The sequence below is a fragment of the Cytophaga sp. FL35 genome, assembly GCF_014349235.1.
In the GTDB taxonomy this organism is placed as follows: Bacteria; Bacteroidota; Bacteroidia; order Flavobacteriales; family Flavobacteriaceae; genus Euzebyella.
In genome coordinates this window covers 1-2691 of record NZ_JACSOH010000060.1, presented here as the reverse complement: position 1 = coordinate 2691, position 2691 = coordinate 1, and the positions used below count along the sequence as shown (strand labels likewise).

At 41.5% G+C, this 2691-nt stretch carries 4 protein-coding genes; 2 read left to right on the top strand and 2 right to left on the bottom strand.

What is annotated here, in order from left to right:
• Positions 1-566 (bottom strand): guanitoxin biosynthesis heme-dependent pre-guanitoxin N-hydroxylase GntA (gene gntA, locus BIZ36_RS20450; RefSeq protein WP_187459713.1); only part of this gene is annotated, 566 nt, incomplete at its 3' end.
• Positions 567-843: 277 nt separating this feature from the next.
• Here gntA and BIZ36_RS20445 point away from each other — a divergent pair.
• Positions 844-1173 (top strand): DUF305 domain-containing protein, encoded by a 330-nt coding sequence (locus tag BIZ36_RS20445; protein ID WP_353616867.1) that lies wholly within the window; start codon positions 844-846, stop codon positions 1171-1173.
• Here the strand turns inward: BIZ36_RS20445 and BIZ36_RS20440 are convergent.
• The gene (locus BIZ36_RS20440) at positions 1170-1754 is read right to left on the bottom strand and encodes a hypothetical protein (protein ID WP_187459711.1); all 585 of its coding nucleotides are present in this window, start codon (positions 1752-1754) and stop codon (positions 1170-1172) included. The genes BIZ36_RS20445 and BIZ36_RS20440 overlap by 4 nt on opposite strands.
• Before the next feature lie 182 nt (positions 1755-1936).
• On the opposite strand from BIZ36_RS20440, the gene BIZ36_RS20435 reads away from it, so the two are divergent.
• Positions 1937-2691, top strand: a 755-nt coding sequence (locus BIZ36_RS20435; RefSeq protein ID WP_187459710.1) for an SDR family oxidoreductase, incomplete at its 3' end; no start/stop codon positions are given.

The window sequence follows — 2691 nt, the reverse complement described above, 5'->3', positions numbered from 1 at the left end:
ATCTCGTACCGACCTTTTTTCCTAAGCTCATCAAACTGCGCTTGCAGGTTAAATGCAATAACGGGATATTTGAATCTTCTAGCCCTACGACTGCTCTTGGGGTGCATTCCCACCATAAAAAAGGCCTTGCCGCCAAACGAAAACGAAAAATCTGGACTGTTCACATCGTGGTCTACGGATGACGCCCATTCAGACGTATCGATTTCGTGAAGATTTTGTGCCATGGCCCATAGATGATTTTCAAACTCGATCTCATCGTCTATTTTGATGTCCGGAAACACTGCTAGATAGGTTTGCAAATTACTGGCCTTGCCCTCCATGATATCAATATAATTTTCTAGACCGAGAGCTAATTTTTTGATGTCTTCCCGTCCTTCCATGGTTTCAAATACACCCATGGAGTAGGTCTTTCCATTGATGGCGGCTTGCGCACCAACGCAGGGATAACCCTCTTGTAATATAAATTTTTCGATATCCTGAAAAATTTTAAGTTCATCCTTGGAGTAGAACTCTGGAGAGGAATGAATCGATTTGGCATCGACATAGTATGTAGGTGATTTTCTCATAGTTTCATTTTTTGAAACATAAATTTCTAACTAGAAAATTTTGTACATCAACTCGAAGCCATCAATTTATAGCACGTTTGAATTAACGTTCTTCAATAGGTTCATCTAACTTTAAAACACATTTGATGAAATAAAAAATAAACCGATAGAGATGGAATTATCCAGATATACCAAGTTTTTTCTAATGCTATTGTGTTCGGGCTTATCTATGTACCTCACGATGTACTTTAACACCTATGAGCTCGATCATGTATTCTTTAGTATAACCCGGTTATATATGACACTGATAGGTATGGCCGGTATGGCATTAATAATGTTTCTTTTTATGAAAAGTATGTATACCTCAAAGAGGAAAAACAGGATGATCGTTGGTCTAAGTTTGATGACAATGGGTGTCTGCACCTTTTTGGTAAGGACCCAGAAACCCATTGGGGACATAGGATGGATGAAGGCCATGATACCCCATCACTCGATAGCCATTCTGACCAGTGAAAGAGCCGCTATCAAAGACCCCGAGGTGAAAGAATTGTCCAATGAAATTATAAAGGCCCAGAAAAAGGAAATAGCTCAGATGAAAAAAATGATCGAAAGATTGGAAAGTAATTAAAATTCCAATAATTCCAGGGGCGTTTTCAATAAGGTTGCAAGATACTCCGGGTAGCCCATGGATTGTCTTAAGATAAGCTCATGTTTCCTCAAAAGGTTCTTCAATATATCGCAATGGGTTTCCGTTTTTTCTACGGTCCATTCTACGGCTAGGGAAAAGCTGATCGAACCGTCAATGGACAGTTCCGTATACTCTATTTGCATACCAGCAGGCTTCTCGCCGTCCTCGGCCAGTGCTAACTGTCCCTCTGCATCAAAATGGACAAGCCTACGACGTTTTTTTACATCATGCCAATGTTCGGGGGAATGAAGGCCGATTTCTGAATCCACTTGCCATTTGATCCAGTTCTCCAGATACCCGCTGCTCTTGCCGATTTTAATTCGGGACCTGGGGGTAGATGTCCTTTTTTTTATTTCGAGCAGATTGTCCCTTAATTTGAGGTTGATATCTGCACATGGGGTATGTAGATAGGTATCTACCCTAGATTCATCCATAACGTAACCCTTAAAGTCGTTATCAAAGGTTTCTTCAATTGATTTTAATCTTGAAGTACTGAACCACCTAATCTCCTGCGTTTTCATTGCCCTAAATTTTAGCCTAAAATTCACTTTTTCCTGTATGTAAAATGAATGCGAAGAGCAAAATAAATAGCTCAAATGTACATGGCCGTAATTATTTCGATTTGCATCAATAAAAGTAATTTTCGGATTCAGATCTGTGCCTGGCCAAGATTAATTTAGAATGAACATTTAAATCAAAGTTTATGGAAAATATCAGTATAGACAGATCAGAAAGCCAAACTTCCCAACCCGGGGCAGAAAAGGTTATGAACCCTGAGCCATTGACTATCCGGAACAGCTATCGTGGCAGTGAAAAGTTAAAGGGAAAGGTGGCCTTGGTCACTGGAGGTGACAGCGGAATCGGTAAAAGTGCGGCATTGCATTTTGCTAGGGAGGGTGCGAACGTTGCCATTGTTTACTTGAACGAGGACCAAGATGCCCGGAATACCCGGTCAGAGATTGAAATGGAGGGCCAAAGCTGCCTATTATTGAAAGGTGATGTCAAGGATGAGGAATTTTGTAACCGTGCGGTCCAACTTACAATTCAGGAATTTGGAGGTCTGAACATTGTTGTGAACAACGCGGCAATGCAATTTCCCGAAGAGAATTTGGAAGATATTCAAATCGAAAATCTTAAGACTACTTTCGAGACCAACATCTATTCCTATTTCTTTTTGACCAAAGCGGCCATCGAGCATTTAAGGCAGGGCGACGTAGTAATCAACACAACATCGGTCACCGCCTACAGGGGATCGGAACATCTCATAGATTATGCAAGTACCAAAGGTGCCATTGTCTCCTTTACAAGAAGTTTGTCCAAGTCCCTGGCCATAAAGGGGATTCGAGTTAATGCCGTGGCGCCCGGTCCCATTTGGACACCCTTGATTCCTGCTACCTTTGAAGGAGAGCAATTGGAGAAATTCGGTAAGGATGTGCCCTTGGGCAGACCGGGACAACC